At 65.5% G+C, this 16384-nt stretch carries 12 protein-coding genes; 5 read left to right on the top strand and 7 right to left on the bottom strand.

The features are described from left to right. Nucleotides 1-176: 176 nt before the first annotated feature. On the bottom strand, nt 177-1691 hold the full coding sequence (locus QMG80_RS07075) for a Do family serine endopeptidase (RefSeq protein WP_085772174.1): 1515 nt from the start codon (nt 1689-1691) through the stop codon (nt 177-179). A 380-nt stretch (nt 1692-2071) separates the two neighbouring features. Here QMG80_RS07075 and QMG80_RS07070 point away from each other — a divergent pair, with 380 nt between their 5' ends. Next, nucleotides 2072-2947 (top strand): NAD(P)-dependent oxidoreductase, encoded by an 876-nt coding sequence (locus QMG80_RS07070; RefSeq protein ID WP_085772173.1) that lies wholly within the window; start codon nt 2072-2074, stop codon nt 2945-2947. A 134-nt stretch (nt 2948-3081) separates the two neighbouring features. Further along, nucleotides 3082-3414 (top strand): hypothetical protein, encoded by a 333-nt coding sequence (locus QMG80_RS07065; protein WP_085772172.1) that lies wholly within the window; start codon nt 3082-3084, stop codon nt 3412-3414. A gap of 897 nt (nt 3415-4311) precedes the next feature. Here QMG80_RS07065 and QMG80_RS07060 read toward each other — a convergent pair. The 3 genes from QMG80_RS07060 to QMG80_RS07050 all read right to left on the bottom strand — a co-directional run bounded on the left by QMG80_RS07060 (nt 4312) and on the right by QMG80_RS07050 (nt 6997). Continuing rightward, nucleotides 4312-4719: a very short patch repair endonuclease gene (locus QMG80_RS07060; protein WP_085772171.1), complete on the bottom strand. Its 408-nt coding sequence runs from the start codon at nt 4717-4719 to the stop codon at nt 4312-4314. Next, entirely contained in the window at nt 4716-5864 is a 1149-nt protein-coding gene (locus QMG80_RS07055) for a DNA cytosine methyltransferase (protein WP_245299925.1), read from the bottom strand. The genes QMG80_RS07060 and QMG80_RS07055 overlap by 4 nt, the downstream gene beginning before the upstream one ends. A 98-nt stretch (nt 5865-5962) precedes the next feature. Then, nucleotides 5963-6997, bottom strand: coding sequence for an OmpA family protein (locus tag QMG80_RS07050; RefSeq protein WP_085772169.1), 1035 nt, complete (start codon nt 6995-6997; stop codon nt 5963-5965). Between the two features lie 259 nt (nt 6998-7256). Between QMG80_RS07050 and QMG80_RS07045 the strand changes: the two genes are divergently transcribed. Next, entirely contained in the window at nt 7257-7955 is a 699-nt protein-coding gene (locus QMG80_RS07045) for a hypothetical protein (RefSeq protein ID WP_085772168.1), read from the top strand. 41 nt (nt 7956-7996) lie between these two features. Here the strand turns inward: QMG80_RS07045 and QMG80_RS07040 are convergent, their stop codons facing one another. The 3 genes from QMG80_RS07040 to QMG80_RS07030 form a co-directional block, all read right to left on the bottom strand. After that, the gene (locus QMG80_RS07040) at nt 7997-8257 is read right to left on the bottom strand and encodes a SemiSWEET family sugar transporter (RefSeq protein ID WP_085772167.1); all 261 of its coding nucleotides are present in this window, start codon (nt 8255-8257) and stop codon (nt 7997-7999) included. A 176-nt stretch (nt 8258-8433) separates the two neighbouring features. Beyond that, nucleotides 8434-9552 carry a DNA polymerase III subunit beta gene (gene dnaN / locus QMG80_RS07035; protein WP_085772166.1) on the bottom strand — a complete coding sequence of 373 codons (1119 nt, stop codon included), beginning with the start codon at nt 9550-9552 and terminating at the stop codon, nt 8434-8436. Nucleotides 9553-9771: 219 nt separating this feature from the next. Continuing rightward, entirely contained in the window at nt 9772-11427 is a 1656-nt protein-coding gene (locus QMG80_RS07030) for an aq_1923 C-terminal domain (RefSeq protein WP_085772164.1), read from the bottom strand. A gap of 110 nt (nt 11428-11537) precedes the next feature. On the opposite strand from QMG80_RS07030, the gene QMG80_RS07025 reads away from it, so the two are divergent. Both QMG80_RS07025 and QMG80_RS07020 read left to right on the top strand, forming a co-directional pair. Then, nucleotides 11538-12074, top strand: a complete 537-nt coding sequence (locus QMG80_RS07025; protein ID WP_085772163.1) for a SixA phosphatase family protein — start codon at nt 11538-11540, stop codon at nt 12072-12074. A 112-nt stretch (nt 12075-12186) separates the two neighbouring features. Further along, complete coding sequence (locus tag QMG80_RS07020; protein ID WP_085772162.1) at nt 12187-16236, top strand: Pls/PosA family non-ribosomal peptide synthetase; 4050 nt, start codon at nt 12187-12189, stop codon at nt 16234-16236. The last annotated feature ends 148 nt before the right edge of the window (nt 16237-16384 follow it).

Genomic DNA, 16384 nt, shown 5'->3' with positions numbered 1-16384 from the left:
TCAAGTTGAGAATGATTCTCAACTATAGAAAACTGGAAATTTTCTAATGTGCCGCAGGTGAGGCTTTGGAGGAACACAAAAAAGGCCCCTCCCGGCAGGGAGGGGCCCGATCACGCATCCTGACGCGGAAGCAACTTCGCATCGCGCACTAAGCTTACGCAACCCTACGCAACGCGTCAGCTGCCGGCCGGCAGCGCCACGAAGCGTGTGCCTTCCCCCGATTTCACGCGCAGCAGCACGGCCTTGCGGCCCTCCTTGCGCGCGGTGTCGAAGGCCTGCACGAGATCGGCGCGCGCGTCGACCGACTTGCCGCTCGCTTCGAGGATCATGTCGCCACGCCGCAGACCTTTCTGCGCCGCCGGGCCTTCCGGGTCCACGTTCGTGACATAGAGGCCCTCGCCGCCGGCTCCGCCGCGCACCTGCGACGCAGGGACGACATCAATCCCCAGCGCGGTGAGCGTTGCGCCCTTCTCCTCGCCGCCGCCGCCGAGGTCCGCCCGAATGTCTTTTTCGGCCGGCAGCGTGCCGAGCTTCAGGTTCACGGATTTCTCCGAGCCGCCGCGCAGATAGGTCAGGTCGACCGACTTGCCGGGGCCGAGCGCGGCGATCTTGCGCGAGAGCTCGCGCGGTCCTTCGACCTTGTCGCCGTTGACGGCGACGATCACGTCGCCCGATTTGAGGCCGGCGGCTTCGGCGGGGCCGCCCTTGGCGGGCGAGGCGACGAGCGCGCCCTTGGTGGCCTTGAGCCCCATGCTGTCGGCGATATCCTGCGTCACAGGCTGAATCTGCACGCCGATCCATCCGCGCGTGACCGCGCCCTTCTCTTTGAGCGCAGCAACCACGTCCTTGGCGACTTCGGTGGGAATCGCGAAGCCGATGCCGACCGAGCCGCCCGAGGGCGAATAGATCGCCGTGTTGACGCCGACGACGCCGCCGCGCTCATCGAAGGTCGGGCCGCCGGAATTGCCGCGGTTCACCGGCGCGTCGATCTGCAGGAAGTCGTCGTAGGGGCCGGCCTGGATGTCGCGGCCGCGCGCCGAAACAATGCCCGCCGTGACCGTGCCGCCGAGGCCGAAGGGGTTGCCGACCGCGATGACCCAATCGCCGACGCGCGGCGCGGCGTTCGACCACTCGACATAGGGCAAGTTCCCGCCGTCGCTGACCTTCAGCAAAGCGAGATCGGTGCGCTTGTCCGTGCCGATGATTTTCGCGGGCAGCGTCTTGCCGTTGTCGAGCGTGACCTCGACTTCATTGGCGTGCTCGACGACGTGGTTGTTCGTCACGACATAGCCGTCGGCGCTGATGATGAAGCCCGAGCCTTGCGACTGCGTGAGATGCTTGTGCGGCATGCCGCCGCCGCCGCGGCCTTCGCCGAAGCGTTTGAAAAAGTAGTAAAGCGGATCGTCCGGCGAGAGCTCGGGGCCTTGGCCTTCCTCGCCTTCGCCCATGCTGGGGAAGCCCTGCGTCTCGACGGCTTTGACCTTGATTGCGACGACCGCGCCCTTCACGCGCTCGACGACGTCAGCGAAAGAGGCGGGACCCGAGGCGGCCTGCGGCGCGAGCGCTTCGGCCTGCGCGGCGGGCGGCAGAGCGACGGTCGACCCAGCGGCGACAAACGCCAGGGCCGCCGCGGCGCAAAGCAGACGGCCGCGGATTGTTTTAGACGAAACCCGAAAAGCGGGGTTGGACATGGGAACTGGTCTCCAGGAATTTCCAGGAAAGGGCGCCGCCGGCTTCGCCGACGGCGCCCTAGTTTCGCCGCGGGGGAGGGGCCGCGCGGCGAAGGTCGACGCGCGACCTATGGTTGGAAGATGGGCGATCTCCCCTTGCGCGCCAGTGGAGAAGGGATGAATCTTTCGTAAGGCTCTCGGCTCGTGCGAACTCCGCAAGCCGCGCGAGCGATTTCGCTAGAGCGCGATGCGAAAAAGTGGAGACCGGTTTTTCGCGCAAATCGCGCTCTAAACTTTTAGAATCGATCACGTTTTCTGTGTTCAGGCGATTCCGCCGGAACACAGCGTGATCTAGAGCGGAAAGCGCGCTAAAGCGCAGGCGCCATTCGAACGGAGCGCGCATGACCCAAAACTGCAATGTCGCATTCATCGGCCTCGGCGTCATGGGCTATCCCATGGCCGGCCACCTCGCGCGCGCCGGTCATCGACTAGCCGTCTTCAATCGAAGCGCGGCGAAGGCCCAGCGCTTCGCCAGCGAATTCGCCGCACGCGCCGCCGCTTCGCCGCGTGAAGCGGCCGAAGGCGCGGATTTCGTCTTCTCCTGCGTCGGCAATGACGACGACTTGCGCGCGGTGACGCAGGGCGACAAGGGCGCCTTCGCCGGCATGGGCAAGGGCGCGATTTTCACCGACCACACCACCGCCTCGGCCGAGGTCGCCCGGGAGCTTTTCACCGCGGCGCGCGAGCAGGGCTTGGGCTTCCTCGACGCGCCCATTTCCGGCGGTCAAGCCGGGGCCGAAAAGGGTCAGCTCACGGTCATGTGCGGCGGCGACAGCCACGATTTCGCCAAGGCCCAGCCGGTCATCGCCGCCTACGCCAAGGCCTGCAGGCTCATGGGACCGACGGGCGCCGGACAGCTCACCAAGATGGTCAATCAGATCGCGATCGCCGGCCTGATCCAAAGCCTTTCGGAAGCCTTGAACTTTGCGACCCGCGCCGGGCTCGACGCCGCGGCCGTCGTCGATCTCATCAAGAATGGCGCGGCGCAATCGTGGCAGATGGAGAATCGCGCCGCGACCATGTTGCGGGGCGAGTTCGACCACGGCTTCGCGGTGGAGTGGATGCGCAAGGACCTCGCCATCTGCCTCGAGGAGGCGCGGCGGAATGGCGCGGAGCTGCCGGTCGCAGCGCTCGTCGATCAGTTCTACGCGCGAGTCGAGCAGATGGGCGGCGCGCGCTGGGACACCTCCAGCCTCATCGCTGCTTTGAGGCGCTGACGAAGCCTATGGTAAATTTTTTCCCAGTTGTGCAACCAAGGCCGCCCGACCGCGTTGAAATCCCGTACGGGGGCGCCGCAAGGAGCGGAAACGCTTCTTGAAGGTGTCTTCCCCAACCGAGGAAGGGGCGTCTAATGGTCGTTTCGAGGGACAATCCTTTCGCCAGCCGCACATCGCGAGCTGTCTTCGCCATAACTGCGGCCGCGGGACTTTGCGCAGCAATCGCGGCTACGCCTTCGGCGTCGATCGGCAAAGAAAACAGCGTCGCGACAACCGCCAAGACCCGGACGGGGGCGGGCGTGACGCCGGGCGAGTCCCCGAAAGGAATGAGGCCATTGGGCAGCGGGCCGACCATCCGGGTCGGCCGCGCATTCGACGCGGAGGACGAAGACTGCACGTTCGCCACGACCAAGGTCGTGGACGGCGGCGGCGTCCATGTCAAACGCAGCGTGACCTGCGTCAACTGACCCGCGGCGGGAACGCGCCCCGCGCGTGCCCGAACTGCCGCCAGAGGCGGAGGTAGGGACGCGTATCGGTTGGAGGCGGAAGCGATCCTACAAGAGGACCGCTTCCGCCTTCTTCTTTTCTGCTCCTCGCCCTGCCGAGCGCGGCGGTAGAGCTCCGAGAGATGGGGCTCCAGGCGGGGTCCCAAAGCCACGCGTCTCTCCAGAAAATAGGCAATCTGCGAGCTTGGGCTTTACAGGGGCACGCTCGCGTGCGACCAAGCCGACAAGCCGGAGCGCAGCTTTGCGCGGACCGGGGAGTCGGACGCGGATTCTCAGCCGTACGTCGAACAAGATTTCCGCCATCAAGGCGGCATGAGGGGCGAAGTTTTCACAAGCGCCCTGACCTGCCGCCCCGGCGACACCGGTTTCGTCGTAATGAGTTTCCGCTCAAGGTCAAGTCAAGGCGATCTATGAATCGCCCTGGTGGTGAGAGGGCGGATATGCTGAAGACGCTACGCAAGATTGCAGGGGTTGCGTTCCTGACGGCTTTTTGCTGCGTGGGCACGGTGGAGTTCGCCTTAGCCCAGGCAAATGTAAGGTGTAACAACGGCACGAACACCGACCCTCAGTGCCAGGGGAAAGCTGCGGGCAGCCCCTGCACGATCACGGGCACGATCACCCAAAACAATGGATCGTGTAACCGGCAGGGCGCGAAAGGCAATGATTGCTCATGCCAGTGCAGCTCCCAAATACCGAGCTGCAGCTGATTCGAATTCAGAGGCGGCGCTTCTCTCTGACAAGCGCCGCCGCGAGGGCGGAGAACCGCGCCTCCCGACGATGCGGCCAACCGCGAATTCGGTTTGATGTTTCTTCGCAAGCTCTTGGCGCTCGGTTTTCTCTTGGAGCACTCGGTTTTCCTCAAGATTGCAAAAACTCTCTGAGCCTCGCCTCCAGCGCCTCAAGGTCCTTCAGCTCGCATTCCCAGACCGTCAGCGCGCGCCAGCCGGCGGTCCGAAGCTTTTCGGCGTTTGCCGCGTCGCGCGCGCGGTTTCTTTCGATCTTGGCGCGCCAATAGTCGGCATTGGCTTTCGGCATGCGCGCGCCGCGCGCGCACTCATGGCCGTGCCAGAAGCAGCCATGCACGAAGATCGCGCGCTTCCTGCCCACATAAGCGATGTCGGGGTTGCCGATGAGGTCCTTGCGATGCAGACGGTAGAAGGGCGCAAAGCGCCGCAGCAGCGCCCGGACGATGAGCTCCGGCGTCGTGTCCCGCGATTTGACCGCGCGCATCGTGGCGGAGCGGCGGACCGGATCTTCCGCCTTCACGCGGCCTGCCGCTGTGCAGCGGCGTGAAGCAGAGGCTCAAGGAGATAATGGCTCAGATGCCGCACGACCGGCGCGACCACTCCATCGCCGGTCAAGTGATAGGCGTCATTGTAGACTCGCGGTAGAAGGTAATCGTCAGGAAGGCCCATCAGCCGCGCGGTCTCCCGCGCCGAGATAAGCCGCGAGCGCAGCCCCGCGCCCTCCACGAAAAGCAGGAATTGCCGGCTGGAGCCGCCCGCCGGCGTGCGCAGGCAGCCCGAGAGTCCGTCGAAGCGCGCCTCGGCGCGCTGGCTCCGCACGCCCGACGCCGAGGAGCGCGTGCGCCGATAAACGGCGCCGATCGCAGGGCGGCCGAGGGCTTGCGCTGCGGTGAGCCGATCGCGATTGGTCTTATTCATCAGCGAGACGAGCGCCAGCGTCTCCTCGTGCGAGCGCCACGCCACGTCGGGCGGGTTGGTTTCGAGCAGTTCGGCAAGCGAGACATTGCGCCTGGGCGGCGACGGCAAGCGCCACCAGACCCAGCCCCGCCGCGCGGCGTCCGAGAGGCGCTCCGTCGCGTTCTGGAGCCTTGGCGGATGAAAAGCTTCGGCGGGACTTTGCGCCGTCAAAGCTTGGGGACTCGCGAGCGTCGCATCCGCCGCGACGATGAAGAGCCGCGGCCGTGACTGCGGCACGAAAAGCGCTGCGTCGACGACGAGCGCGCCATAGCGATAGCCTTCGTCCGCCAGGGCTTCGCAAATGGCCTCGAAATCCTTGCCGCCATGCGAGGTGAGCGTTCCGCAGACATTCTCGAAAGCGAGCAATCGCGGCGCCCGGTCTTCCCGGCGCAAGCCGCGCACGAGATCGAAAAAGGGCCAGAAGGTCCCGCTGCGCTCGCCCGCAAGGCCCGCGCGCGCGCCGGCGAGCGAGAGATCCTGGCAAGGAAAAGACGCCCAGACGAGATCGGCGATCCCTGGCAATTGCGACGTCTCGATCTTGCGCACATCGCCGAGGAAGAATTCGTCGCCGCCCCAATTGGCGCGATAGGTCTCGGCTTTCTTTGCGTCGAAGTCGTTGGCGAAGAGGCATCGCCAGCCGTCGCCGAGCCCCGCGCGCGCCATGCCGCCGCCGGCGAAGAATTCGTAATAGGTCGGCTTGCTTGGCACGAATCGCTCCTGGCAGAGGAGCATAGCCGATGGTGAACCCCCCGCGGAAGCGCCGCTGTTCGAGTTCTCAAGCGCTTTCTTCGGCGATCAGCCGACCATCACTTCAGAACAAACTCGATGCGGCGATTGTCGGCGCGCCCAGAGTCGTCATCGTTCGCAGCGATCGGCCGCGTCGAGCCATAGCCGATCGCCGAGAGGCGCGCGGCGGGAACGCCCTGCAACGTGAGATAGCGTCGGATCGCCTCGGCGCGTCGCTGCGACAGCGCCTGATTGCTCGGCTCGTCACCGACATTGTCGGTATGGCCGGCGATTTCGATTTTGGCGTCAGGGCAGCGTCGGAGAATCTGTGTGAGACTGTCGAGCGCGACGGCGGCCACGCGCGTGATGTCGGCGCTGGCGGTCGGGAAAACCACCTTGTTCACCGTCTGCGCCGCCCCTAGCGCCTCCGAGCAGGCCGAAGGCTCGAGCGCGCCGGCGGGGAGATTGGCGAGATAGGCGCGCGCGGCCTCGCGCTGTCGCGGCCCGTGGCTTGCGGCGGCGGACCCAATCGAAGCCGTCTCATCGCCGATGGCGTTTGCGGCCTCGGCCGGTCGATAGACCTTGCCCCGCAAGAGCCCAAGCTTTTCAGCTTGGCGCCGCGCGTTTTCGAGGAACTCCGCCCGGCGCTCGGCGTCGTGCTGCTGCAGGGTTGGCGTCTCGACCCGGCCGGTCGAGCCCGGGTGCTTGCCGATCGCCTCCTCGCGAGCGCTGTCGAGGGAGGTTGCCAGCGCGGCCTCGATCTTTGGAGCCTCGACCACATTGGCGCCGATCCAAAGAAGCGTCGCAGGCAAGAGCCCCAGCGCCCACTCTCGATGCTCGGACAAGCGTCCGCCGCGCGCCAGCGCGCCAATGGCGGCGCCCAGCAGGAAGGCCGCGTAGGCGGCGAGCCCCGAGTCGAGCCACAGACCCGCAAGCCCATCCAGGGCCGGGATCGCGGCGACGACGAGTCCGATCAGGAAGGCGAGAAGGCCCCAGGCGAGCCAGGAGGAGAGCCCTCCGTCCGCTTCCGCGCTGCGGCGCATGAGCGCCGTCAAGGCGCCGATCGCGAAAATGACGGCGAGCCAGAGCCCGAAATGCGAAAGCAGCAAGTCCATGGCCCCGCGCTCCCTTCACGCGCCCGCCCTTCCCCCTTCGTTAATCGCGTCGCGATTCGCAAGGGGAATTCCGCGGACTTATTCTGACGACGGCGTCTTTTCTGAGGTCACAAGCGGGAAGGTCGCCATCACGTCACGAGCGAGAACGCTTCCTCTGCTCGAAAGGGCTCGTTCAACACTCACCGTAACGCGTTAGGAAGATTTTAATGTGTTTGGATTGAGTCTTGTCAGCTATCGCTTGCATCCACGAGGTGCGCGCATGTCGAACGATCTCGATCCGCCCTTCGGCGTCTCAGCGGCCGGAGGGGATATTTCCGAGATTAGAATTAGCGCAGCCGACCGGCCGCCCGGAGGGCGGCGTGGGGAAGGGCCTGAGGCCTCCAATCATGTCAAGACGCGAGCGCCGTTCTGGCGGCGCGGCAGAAAACTCGGCGCGGCGGTCGCCGCCTGCTCGCTTGTGAGCCTGGGCGCTTGGGGTCTCTACGGCCTTGTCGCCCCGCATTACGCTGGCTGGACAGGTCTCGTCACCGCCAAATTCGCACAGATCACCGCGCCGCCGGTCGATCTCGTTCCCGTGACGCAGAAAATGGAAGCGGAGATCCAGGCGCTGCGAACAAAGGTGGCGGCGCTGGAAAAGGCCCGCATCGCGACCGCGAAATCCTTGGCGTCGCTCGATGAGATGAGCCATCGTATCGAGGATGCGAAATCCGAAGCGAAAGGCGAGATTGGCGCTCTGTCTAGCCGAGTCGCCCAGCTTCAACAGGAAACGAATACAAAGCTCGCCGAGGTCAACGCAACGCTTGCGGCGCAAAAGCGCAAGACTGCCAGGATCGCGAGCAGAGCGGCGGTCCCCGGTGAAAGATCCCGGCAAAGCCAAACCCCTCGGCCCAACGACGCTTTCGATCCGACGCGCCACCCGAACGCGCCCGGCGCCCCGAAGCCGCTGGGAGAGCTTTGATAATTCTCAGGTCCGGCGGGCAATAGTCGTTTCTCGATCCCTCAGCCGAAGCGCAGCTTCATAATGAGAATCGCCGTCACGAGAGCCAGCGTTACGGCGTTGGCGGCAATGAGAGGAATGCTTCCGAGCAAGCAGCCATAGGCGATCCAGAGCAGGACGCCGCTGGCGAGAGTAGCTTGGGTCACCAGAGAAATGGCCCGTGTGTCGCGGGTTCGGATGATCCGAACGGTTTGCGGCGCCCAGCACAAGGTGGTCAGAGCCGCCGCCGTCATGCCGACAGTTTCGACAAGGAGTGAAGGCATGTTTTCTCCTATCGTCTCGGCGGGGCGGCGACGAGCGCTAGCGCGTTTCCCGCTCGAACGGAATCGTTCGAGCGATAAGGTATCGCGCCAAGTCAAAAAGTTGGAGCATGTCATGACCGGAAAACCGCTTCGCACTTTTCCGTGACATGCTCTAGGCGCTCGCAACAGGCTCCGTCTCAGACGCGCATCGGCATCAGAACATAGAGCACGCTTGCGCCGTCACGATCCTGAATCAGCGTCGGCGAGCCGGGATCAGCCAGCAGGAACAGAGTGGTGTCGCTTTCGAGCTGGTTCAGAATGTCGAGGAGATAGCGGGAGCTGAAGCCAATATCGAGCGGCGCTCCGTCGTAATCGGCCTCGAGCTCCTCGACGGCCGAGCCTTGATCCGGATTGGTGACCGAGAGCACGAGCTTGCCGGGAGAAAGCGCGAGCTTCACAGCCCGGCCTCGCTCGGAGGAGATGGTCGAGACGCGATCGACCGCATTGCGGAAGCTGTCGCGCTCGACAGTGAGCCGCTTGTCGTTGCCGGCGGGGATCACCCGTCCGTAATCGGGGAAGGTGCCGTCGATGAGCTTCGTCGTCAAAAGCGCGTCTCCGAAGGAGAAGCGCATTTTGTTCGCCGAAACCTCGATCGTCGCCTCTCCCTCGGCGTCCTCGATCAGACGCTGGATCTCTCCAACCGCCTTGCGCGGCAGGATCACGCCCGGCATGCCGATGGCGCCGGCGGGCGCCGGGACCTCGAAGCGCGCCAGGCGGTGGCCGTCGGTGGCCACGGCGCGCAGCAGCGAGCGGCCGTCAAGCTCGACGACATGCATGAAGATGCCATTGAGATAATAACGCGTCTCCTCGGTGGAGATCGCGAATTGGGTCTTTTCGATCAGGCGTTTCAGCTCATCCGGCGGCAGCTCGAACTTGTGGCCGAAATCCCCCGAGGTCACCTCGGGAAAGTCGCTCTGGGGCAGCGTCTGCAGCGAGAAGCGCGAGCGCCCGGAAAGGAGCGTGAGCTGGCCCGATTCGCCGCTCGTCTCGAGCGAGGCCTGCGCGCCCTCCGGCAGCTTGCGCACGATGTCATAGAGCGTGTGGGCGGGCAGCGTCGTCGCGCTGGGGCGCGAGACCTCGGCCGCGACCCGTTCGGTGATCTCCAGGTCAAGGTCGGTGGCCTTCAGCAGCAGGGAGTTTTCGCTCGCCTCGAGGAGCACATTGGCCAGGATCGGGATGGTCGTGCGTCGCTCGACAACGCGATGGACATGGCCGAGCGCCCGCAGCAGAGTCGCTCTCTCGATCGTGACCTTCATGGAGGAAATATCCGATTTTCGCTGGAATGGAAGGCTCCCAGGAGCCGGAAGGGGCGCGACTTTGCCGCGGCGCCGCGCCAAGCGCAAGAGGCGCCGCGGCATTCTCGCGGAAATTGCTGTGAGAAGCCTTTTCCGCCAGCGCCGCCAGGCGGCGGCGCCGAGCGCAGAAAGGTGACCGCTTCCCGCGAGAAACCGGCTTCCACTTTATTAACCACAACCCTACTCCGCCGAAGCCTCCACCTCCAGCGACTGCAAGATTTCGGGCGGGCTCTTGAGGAGATCCATCACGCCGAGGCCCTGCGGGGCGGTCAGCGAGAGGCGCAGGCGACTGCGACGCAGGATGAAGCGCTCGACGGCCGCGGCGATGCGTTTCGCCTTCTCGCTCCCGCCCAGCGCGACTGAAATTGCACGGCCCATGTCGCGCGCATAATCGGTGCGCAGCCGCGCCGGATCGACGCCGCTCTGGCGCGCCGACCGCTCGATCAGCCGGTCGATGAGCTTCGGGTCGGCGAGCGTCGCCTCCAGCCTGTCGAGGCGCGACGCCAGGAGCAGCGGAGCGGCCATGAGCGGACTGGCGGTGAAGATCGCCCCGTCGACGCCAGAGAGCTTTGCGCCGAGGGAAAGCGAAAACATGCCCTTGGCGTCGAGCGAAAGCCTCGAGAGGTCGAATTGCCGGCTCGCCTCGCGCCATTCGGCGGCGCCTGCGCCCGAGAACTCGAGCGTTGAATAACCGAGGCTGCGCAGGAATTCGGCGTTCGTCTCCTCGCCGCGGGCGGCAAGATCGACACTGAGACTCTGGAACCGCGCCGCGGCCTTGGTCGGCGCCCCGTCGCGAAAATGACCGAGATCGAGCGTCGCGGATTCGAGCGCAAATTTGCTTCGGCCTCGGCCGTCCGGGGCCGGGGCGTCGCCTGCGAGCTTTTCCAACCTCGCTTTGTCGAAATGCAGCGCCCTCAAACCCGAATGCGTGAGCGCCGCCCCAATGTCGAGCCCCTCGAAAGTGGCGCCCTCGAGCGCAATGCGGCCGCCGTCGGCGCTCTTCAAATCGAAGTGGGCGAGACGCGCCTTGCGCGCGACGCCTTTTTCAAGTCCCTCGAAAGCGAGGTCGCGGGCGCCGAGCGAAAAAGCGGGGTCGGCCGGCGCAGGAGCGCCCGAGAGCGAGAGATCCTGCGCCTCCAGCGTCTCGAAGCTGACCGCCGCCACGACCTCCTTCACGAGCGCGATGCGGTCCTGCGCCTCGCCCGTCGCCCGCCGCAACGCCGGGTCAGAGAACGCGGCAAGCCGCGGCCGTCGGGTGGAAAGCCGCGCCGCGGCAAGCGAGAGCGCGCCGTCATTTGCAGTGACGGTGAGCTTTTCGAGCGCGGCGGCGTCGGCGATGGACACGGACTCATCCCCGCCGTGCGGGTCTTCAAGGAGCCGCGCCAGCCCGGTCAGCGTCAGGCCGCTCGCCGTCAGATTCTCGTAGCGCGCCGCGACGGATTGCGCCTTGTCGTCGCCCAGGGTCTCGTCGAGCCTTGAGGCGCGGAGCGCGCCGACGCGCCCGGCAAGGACGTGTTCGAGCAGGATATCTTTGAAAATAAACTCCTTCATCTTCCCGTCGACGGCGCTTTGGCCCTGCGCTTCCGGGAGCCGCGCGCGCTCGGCGGTGAAACGCGCCAGCCGCTCCGCGAGCGAGAGCGGCGTCTCCTTGGCGAAGAGCGCCGCGAGCTCCTGTTGCGTCAGCGGCGTCTCCTCCAGGGCGAGGCGCGGAATGCGCAGCTCGAAGGAGCCGAGCCGCAGCAGCAAGTTCTCTGCGCTGGTAAATTTTTCAAGGGCGATGGCGGCCCCTCCGACGAGGCCGAGGACGATGAGAAAAGCTATAGCATACAGCCTCATGAGCTCCTCCCGCGGCTGCCCGGGCGTAGCGGCCGCCGCCGCCCCCGCGACATTCTCGCGCGTCCTCGGCGTCTCGCGCCCTTCGCGAATCGCATGCTAAAAGGCAGCCTATGCGAAGACTTCTGCTCCTGCGACACGGAAAGGCGGACCGACACTCCGCCGGCGGCGACCGCGAACGTCCTTTGACGCGCCGTGGCCTCGAGGACTCGCGTCGCGTCGGCGAGCATCTCGCCCGTGAGGGCCTCACCCCCCAGCTTGCTGTCGCCTCCAACGCCAGGCGAGCCAAGCAAACTTTGGAACAGGCGCTCGAAGCCTTCCCCGAGCATGTCGCGCATCTGATCGAAAACACGATCTACAACGCCACGGCCGATCACCTGCTAGAGATCTTGCGCCAGTCGCCCGATCGGGTCGAGACGCTGCTCGTGGTCGGGCATAATCCCGGATTTTCCGAGCTCGCCATCGCCCTCGCGGGAAGCGGCGAGGCGGAAGCGCTGCAGCGCATGCGGCTGAAATATCCCACGGCGGCTCTCGCCGTGCTCGAATTCCCGATCGAGAGCTGGGCGCCGGCCGCCTTCGGCGCAGCAAAGCTCGCTTCTTTCGTGACGCCGACGGACCTGCGCGGCGAGAGCGATGAAGACCACGAATGAGTCCCGGGCGGGTTGGCGCAAGCTTAACGATTGCGCCCGGCTGAAATAGGCGCGTCCGTCGCGCCGTGCTAGAGCTTTCGTCACAGTCCGAAACCTCGCAAAAATCCGAGCCATGAACGAACTCGATCGAGATTTGGCGCGCTCTGTGTCGCGTCTAGACGCCGAGGAGCGGCGGAACGAGACGAGCCGGCCGCTCGCCGCGCTGCGGGGACCGGCCGCGCCGGATCTTCTGCGAGACGAGCTGCTGTGCGAGGTATTCCGGGCCTCCGCGAGCGCGCGTCCGCACGCGATCGCCTTGGCGACGCTCGAGCGTCGCTTGACCTATCGCGAGGTCGAGACGATGGCCGGCGCGATCGCGCAGGGGCTCGTCTCCCGCGGCGTGGGCCCGGGCGACGTGGTCGGCCTCTGGATGGCGCGCGGGCCCGAGCTCCTGATCGCGCAGCTTGCGATCACCTTCACCGGCGCGGCCTTTCTGCCGTTCGACGCTGGCGCGCCGGTCGAGCGCATCGCGATCTGCCTCCAGGACGCCGAGGCCAAGGGTCTGCTGACATCTGCCGTCTTCGCCGCGAAGGCTGCGAAGGGCGTCGGGGCGCCGCTCTGGGTCGACGAGACGATCGCCGAGCCCTGCGACTCGCCCCCCGATGCGAGAAGCCTCGGCGCCACGCCCGATCACCCCGCCTACATGATCTTCACCTCGGGCTCGACGGGAACGCCCAAGGGCATCGTCGTCGCCGGGCGCAACATCTGCCACTATCTGCGCTCCGCCAACGAAATCTACCGGCTCAACACCTCCGACGTGGTTTTCCAGGGGGCCTCCGTCGCCTTCGACCTCTCCATGGAGGAGATCTGGATCCCTTATCTCGTGGGCGCCTCGCTTTTCGTCGCGACGCCGGAGATCATCGCCGAGACCGAGCAATTGCCGGACATTCTGGAGGAAGCCGGGGTGACCGTGATCGACACGGTGCCGACGCTTCTCTCCGTGCTGCCGCGCGACGTGCGAAGCCTAAAAAAGATCATCCTTGGCGGCGAAGCCTGTCCGCCCTCTGTCGCCGAGCGCTGGGCGCGGCCCGACCGCACGATATTCAACGGCTACGGCCCGACCGAGATCACCGTCGTTGCGACGATCGCACAGGTGCGCTGGGGCGAGCCGATCACGATCGGCAAGCCCATCCCCAATTACACCTGCTATGTCGTCGACGAGCAGCTCAACCTCCTCGAATGCGGCGTTGAAGGGGAATTGCTGATCGGCGGCCCCGGGGTCACGAAGGGCTATCTCAAGCGCGAGGCGCTGACGGCCGAGAAGTTCATCGGGAATCCCTTTTCCTCAAACGGCGCCGATCCCATTCTCTATCGCTCCGGCGACGCGGCTTTCGTCGATGAGCACGGCGACATCGTCTATCGCGGGCGCATCGACGATCAGATCAAGATCCGAGGCTTTCGCGTCGAGCTCGGCGAGATCGAGGCGACCCTCTCCAAGCTCCCGGGCCTGCGCCACGCCGCTGTCGTGCTACGCCAGGAAAAGGGCCTGGACGAGCTCGTCGCCTTCCTCACCACGCAAGGCGATAAGCCTGACCCGCGCGAGCTGCGCGCGGCGCTCCGCGAGACCCTGCCCGTCTATATGGTTCCCTCGCGTTATGAATTTGTCGAGAGCTTGCCGACGCTTCCCTCCGGCAAGGTCGACCGCAAGGCGCTCGCACGCCTCGAGCTGTCGGCTCCGCCGGGCCTCAGCGAAGAACAAGAGACGCCGCGCAACGCGATGGAGGCGAAGCTCCTGGAAGCGGCGAAGCGCGTCTTCGCGGACGCGCCCATTCCCTTCGACGCGGATTTCTTCACCGAGCTCGGCGGTCACTCGCTGCTCGCCGCTCGTTTCGTCGGCGCCGCGCGCGAGACGCCCGCGCTCGCGCGCATCACGCTGCAAGATCTTTATACGCATCGCACGCTTCGGGCTCTGGCCCATCATCTGTCGGGCGGTCCCGAGATTGATGTCGCCCCGCGCGATCTTTCATTCGAGCCGCCCCCGCTGCTGCGCCGCCTGCTCTGCGGACTCGCTCAGGCGGTCGCCCTGCCCTTTCTGCTTGCGGTCATCACCGCGCAATGGCTCGGCGTCTTCATCTCCTATCAGCTCATCACCAGCGTCGACGCGACGTTCCTGACGGAAACGCTCACGCTCCTCGCCGTCTATGCCTGCGTCAATCTCGCGACCATCGGCATTTCGATCGCGGGCAAATGGCTCGTGATTGGCCGCACCAAGCCCGGACGCTATCCGCTTTGGGGCGTCTATTATTACCGATGGTGGCTCTCGCAGCGGCTCATCAGCCTGACCCACGCCAAGTGGTTCCAAGTCTCGCCGCTGATGAACTTCTATCTTAGGGCGCTCGGCGCGAAGATCGGAAAGGACGCGCTCGTCAGCGAGTTCGACGCGGGCGCGATCGATCTCGTGACGATCGGCGCGGGCGCCGCTTTGGGCGGCAAGCTGAAGCTCGCCAATGCGCGGGTCGAGGGCAATGAGCTCGTGATCGGGACGATCGAGATCGGGGCCGACGCCTATGTCGGCTCTTCCTGCGCGATCGGGGAAGACGTCGTCATCGGCGAGGGCGCGGCGCTCGAGGATCTGACTTCGCTGCCAAGCGGAACGCTGGTCGGCGCCCGCCAAATCTGGGCGGGCTCGCCGGGGAGACACATTGGGGAAGTCGACGAGGCCAAGCTCGATCCGCAGGTCGAGCCCGGCCCGGCCCGGCGCGCCGTCATGACCGCTCTCTTCGCGCTCTTCGCGCTGCTGATCCCGCCGATCGGGCTGCTGCCGATCTTCCCCGCCTTTTACGTCTTCGACAAGCTCGACGCCTGGATGGGGATCGCCGATTCGAACCATCTCTTTTATCTCGCCGCAATTCCGCTCTTCGCTTGGCCGACCGCCTTCACGCTCGTCATCGTCAGCGTCGCCTTCATCGTCGCCTTTCGCTGGATCGTGATGCCGACGCGCGTGCGAGAGGGCGCCTATTCCGTGTGGTCGGGCTTCTATCTACGGAAATGGATGGTGGCCCTCGCCGCGGAGGTCACGCTCGAGACGCTCTCCTCCCTCTACGCGACGCTTTATATGCGCGGCTGGTACCAGCTGATGGGCGCCCGCATCGGCAAGGACTCGGAGATCTCCACCAATCTCTCGGGCCGTTACGACATTGTCGACATCGGCGAGAAAAACTTCATCGCCGACGAGGTCGTGTTTGGCGACGAAGACGTCCGCCGCGGCTGGATGTATCTCAAGCGCGTGAAGACCGGCGATCGGGTGTTCATCGGCAATGACGCCGTAATTCCGCCGGGCGCCGAAATCCCGACCGGCGCGCTGATCGGCATTAAGTCGCGCCCGCCCACGGGAGAGCCGGTCGCGCAAGGCGACACATGGTTCGGCTCCCCGCCGATCAAGCTTCCGGTGCGCCAAAAATTCGACGGCGGCGGCGCCGCCTGGACCTATGAGCCTCCCTATTGGCGCAAGGTGATGCGCGCGGCCTATGAGGCGGTCAACGTCTCCATGCCGACGATGCTGTTCATAACCTTCGGCACCTGGTCTGTGGAGAGCTTCGGCCAGGCGCTCATCGACGGCGAATATGCGACCGTCGCCAGGCTGTTCGTCCTCTGCTCCGTGTTGATCTCGGTGGGCATGACGCTGGTCGTCGTCATCGTCAAATGGCTCTCGATGGGCAGATATGAGCCGCAGGTGAAGCCCATGTGGTCCTTCTGGGCGATGCGCACCGAGGCTTGCGCCGTGCTCTATTGGGGCCTGGCCGGCAAGGTGCTGCTCGATCATCTGCGCGGCACGCCCTTCCTGCCGATGATGCTGCGCCTTTTCGGCGTGAAGATCGGCAAGGGCGTCTTCATGGACACGACGGACATCACCGAATTCGACTGCGTCACGATCGGCGATTTCTGCGCGATCAACGCGGTGAGCGCGCTGCAAACCCATCTTTACGAAGATCGGGTCATGAAGGTCGGGCGCGTGCACCTGGGCCGAGGCGTCAGCGTCGACGCGGCCTCGACCGTGCTCTATGACACGCAGGTCGGCGATTTCGCGCGGCTCGGCCCCCTGACCGTGGTTATGAAAGGCGAGAGCATTCCGGCCCATTCAGAATGGATCGGGGCGCCAGCGGAGCCGGCGCGGGCGCGTTGAGCCGCGGCGCCCTTTCCAGGCCTTCGCCGATTCGGCTTTTCGCTCTGGCGCCATATCTTCTGCTGAACGCTCTTCTGCGTCTAAGCGATTCCGCTCAAACGCAGCGACGCGATCGAGGATCGTTTGAGCGAGGACCGTCGCCGTGCCG

It is taken from the genome of Methylocystis bryophila (assembly GCF_027925445.1).
GTDB lineage: Bacteria > Pseudomonadota > Alphaproteobacteria > Rhizobiales > Beijerinckiaceae > Methylocystis > Methylocystis bryophila.
Note: the sequence above shows the minus strand (reverse complement) of the source record. Positions and strands in the feature narration are given on the sequence as shown.

Coding starts and splice junctions, on each gene's coding strand:
- QMG80_RS07025 (WP_085772163.1), top strand. CDS start 11,538: ATGCGAAGACTTCTGCTCCTGCGACACGGAAAGGCGGACCGACACTCC.
- QMG80_RS07065 (WP_085772172.1), top strand. CDS start 3,082: ATGGTCGTTTCGAGGGACAATCCTTTCGCCAGCCGCACATCGCGAGCT.
- QMG80_RS07030 (WP_085772164.1), bottom strand. CDS start 11,427: ATGAGGCTGTATGCTATAGCTTTTCTCATCGTCCTCGGCCTCGTCGGA.
- QMG80_RS07070 (WP_085772173.1), top strand. CDS start 2,072: ATGACCCAAAACTGCAATGTCGCATTCATCGGCCTCGGCGTCATGGGC.
- QMG80_RS07050 (WP_085772169.1), bottom strand. CDS start 6,997: ATGGACTTGCTGCTTTCGCATTTCGGGCTCTGGCTCGCCGTCATTTTC.
- QMG80_RS07020 (WP_085772162.1), top strand. CDS start 12,187: ATGAACGAACTCGATCGAGATTTGGCGCGCTCTGTGTCGCGTCTAGAC.
- QMG80_RS07045 (WP_085772168.1), top strand. CDS start 7,257: ATGTCGAACGATCTCGATCCGCCCTTCGGCGTCTCAGCGGCCGGAGGG.
- QMG80_RS07075 (WP_085772174.1), bottom strand. CDS start 1,691: ATGTCCAACCCCGCTTTTCGGGTTTCGTCTAAAACAATCCGCGGCCGT.
- dnaN (WP_085772166.1), bottom strand. CDS start 9,552: ATGAAGGTCACGATCGAGAGAGCGACTCTGCTGCGGGCGCTCGGCCAT.
- QMG80_RS07040 (WP_085772167.1), bottom strand. CDS start 8,257: ATGCCTTCACTCCTTGTCGAAACTGTCGGCATGACGGCGGCGGCTCTG.